Origin of the sequence: Spongiibacter sp., assembly GCF_041602295.1 — a bacterium.
Classification (GTDB): Bacteria; Pseudomonadota; Gammaproteobacteria; order Pseudomonadales; family Spongiibacteraceae; genus Spongiibacter.
The window spans coordinates 1-2710 of sequence record NZ_JBFIGO010000182.1 but is presented as its reverse complement, the minus strand read 5'-3'; the positions used below and the strand labels follow the sequence as shown (position 1 = coordinate 2710).

At 57.2% G+C, this 2710-nt stretch carries 4 protein-coding genes; all 4 read left to right on the top strand.

All coding sequences use genetic code 11. The features are described 5' to 3' along the window. On the top strand, window positions 1–310 hold a 310-nt coding region (locus ABYM29_RS15460; RefSeq protein ID WP_372865688.1), incomplete at its 5' end, for a glycosyltransferase. 93 nt (window positions 311–403) lie between these two features. Then, window positions 404–1444 carry a glycosyltransferase gene (locus tag ABYM29_RS15455; protein WP_372865687.1) on the top strand — a complete coding sequence of 347 codons (1041 nt, stop codon included), beginning with the start codon at window positions 404–406 and terminating at the stop codon, window positions 1442–1444. Then, window positions 1441–2172, top strand: a complete 732-nt coding sequence (locus ABYM29_RS15450) for a YrbL family protein (protein WP_372865686.1) — start codon at window positions 1441–1443, stop codon at window positions 2170–2172. The genes ABYM29_RS15455 and ABYM29_RS15450 overlap by 4 nt, the downstream gene beginning before the upstream one ends. Beyond that, the coding region (locus ABYM29_RS15445) for a glycosyltransferase (RefSeq protein WP_372865685.1) at window positions 2169–2710 on the top strand (542 nt) is incomplete at its 3' end. The genes ABYM29_RS15450 and ABYM29_RS15445, both read left to right, overlap by 4 nt.

Below are 2710 nucleotides of genomic sequence, written 5' to 3'. Positions count from 1 at the left end.
TATGTCGAATAAGGAAGAGCCCTTTGGCCGCACCGTGCCGGAATCGCTGGCCTGCGGCACGCCGGTGGTGGCCTATGACCGCGGCGGCGCCAGCGAGTCCCTCAATGCCGGCTTTCGCCAGGGGCTGGTGCCCGCCGATGATGTGGTGGCGTTTGCTGCGAGGGTGGCCGACCTTCTTGAGGCCGATAATCAGATCAGTTTGCCGCCGGAGTATTACCTTGATCACCAGGTAAGCAGCACGCTGTCGGTGTATTACCGATTGCTTGGCAATACTGCCCAATTGCACTCGGCTGCCGGGTCTAGTGCCTGACGCCTCGGCTTGGCCGATGGTATAGTCGGCCGCTCAGCGCTGCCCGCTGGGTGTCAGCGGGCAAATTAATACGGTAACCACAACGAGACCGCTATGAGAGTATTACACGTCGCCTATCAGCAGCTGCGTCGCTACGGCCAAACTCGCGTGAGTTGGGCGCAGAAACTCAGTTTCGGTTTGGTTAAAAACGATCATTATCTGCAGACGTTTAGCGACCGTGATATCGCTGCCTTCGAGGCGCCACTAGGCATTCGCGATCTGGGCGTGGGCAAAGCCAATAAGCGTCTGCTGGAGATGGTGGAAGCCATGGAGCCCGATCTGGTGATTGCCGGGCACTGCGACATGATCAGCAACGACACCTTGCTGGAAATCAAAAAGATCTATCCCAACTGCAAAATTGCCCATTGCAATAACGACCCCTTGTTTGTGCCCAGCAATGTCGATCGTATCGCCTCGCGGGCGTCGGTGGCCGACGCGGTCTTTGTGTCGACCGGCCGTCGCGAGCTGCAGCAATTTGAAGGCATTGGGGCGCGTCTTTACCATATGCCAAACCCGGTTGAGAGTTCGGTGGAGTGCCTGGATAATTCGCAGAAAACCGATCTGCCGATTGACCTGTTATTTTGCAGCAATGCCACCAAGTTTACCCAGCGCTTGGAAATGGTTGGCCGTATTAAAGACGCGGTCAAAGACCAGATGAATTTCAAAACCTATGGCAGCTTTGGTGAGGCCCCGGTATGGGGGCGCGACTACGACAGAGCGCTGGCCAATACCAAGATGGGATTGAACTTAAATCGCCAGGAGGGTGACTACTGGTACTCTTCTGCGCGCATGGCGCAGTTGGCGGGCAATGGCATACTGCAATTCACCCACAGCGGCCCGCGTTTCGATGAGCTGCTGCCTGCGGAGTCGGCGGTGTACTTCGATGACGAAGCGGACTTGTTGGCGAAGATTCGCGAATTCCATTTTGACGACGCCAAGCGCCAGCATTGGGCCGCTAGAGCGCGACAGTTTTTCCACCAAGAAATGAATTCGCGGCTCTACGCCCAGTATATTGTCGAGGCGAGTCTTGAGCTGCCTTTTAGTCACGACTACGTATGGGCGCGGGATATCAATTTAGATGGGTCGATGAAATGACGGCGCAGCTTGCTAGCCGGCAGCCCTTTGCGCGCGGTGGCAATCGCCTGTGCTTTATCGACCCAGATGATGCTAGTCGTTGTATTAAAGTGCGGCGCCCGGATTTTACCCTGGCGGATTGTCGGCGTAAGAAAGGCTTCCCGAAGAACCTGAAACCCTTGTCCAGCTTTGATGACAGTCTGGAGGAATTTGGCGTTATGCAGAGTTTTGAGCGCCACTACCCGGACAGTATTTTTCAGCACATCAGTCGCTGCTATGGTTTTGTCGACACCGATATGGGGCGGGGGCTGAGCTCTGAGTTGATTCGCGACAGCGATGGCCGCATCTCCATCACCCTGAAGCAGTATGTCTGGGAGCGCGGCTACAGCGATGATTGTCGTGCGGCGGTTGAGCAGCTCTGCGAGCATTGGCTGAGCCACTGCGTACCCTCCAGGGATATCCTGGTACACAATGTGGTCGTACAGCGTGAGATCGGCGAGGCGGATGAGCGTATCCGCCGCTTGGTGGTCATCGACGGCCTGGGCAGTGCAAACTTGATTCCCCTGCGCTGGCAGCCTCGCGCTGTGCAGCGCGCCAAAACCCAGAGAAAAATTGCTAACTTTCATCAGCGTATTGAGACCTTGATTCAGACCCGCAGTCGAGATGAGTTTCCCGGCACCCACGGCCTGTTATTTCACGATGGTCTTGACGCGACTACGCCAACCTCCAAGGACTCACCTCAGTCATGACAAATTCGCTGCGTATCGCCCAAGTGTTGGCCGGCGCCGAGCACGGCGGTGCGGAAAACTTTTTTGTGCGTCTCAGTGCGGCCTTGCAGGCCTCGGGGGCCATTAATGAGCGCGCGTTTATTCGCCGTCACGCCCACCGCCTGGAGGCGCTGCGCAGCCAAGGGGTAGATGCCGAAGGCTTTCGTTTTGGTGGCAAGTTCGATATTTACGACGGCTGGGCCTACCGCCGACGCCTGCGCGCCTTTCAGCCCGATGTGGTAATGACCTGGATGGGGCGCGCCAGCGCCGCCACGCCGAAGGGCGACTATGTTCTGGTTAATCGCCTCGGCCATTATTACAAACTCAAGTATTACCAGCAGGCTGACTATTGGGTGGGGATCAGCAAGGGTATTTGCCGCCACTTAATCGAGGGTGGCATGCCCGAAGAGCGCGTGGTGCATATCCCCAACTTTGCCGACGAAACACCGGTGGCGCCTTTGCCCCGCGATAGCTTTGATACCCCTGCCGATGTCCCGCTGTTGCTGGCGGCCGGCCGGCT

What these genes read in the sequence shown, in the direction of transcription:
- ABYM29_RS15455 (WP_372865687.1), top strand. Translation starts at nt 404, where the DNA reads ATGAGAGTATTACACGTCGCCTATCAGCAGCTGCGTCGCTACGGCCAA.
- ABYM29_RS15450 (WP_372865686.1), top strand. Translation starts at nt 1,441, where the DNA reads ATGACGGCGCAGCTTGCTAGCCGGCAGCCCTTTGCGCGCGGTGGCAAT.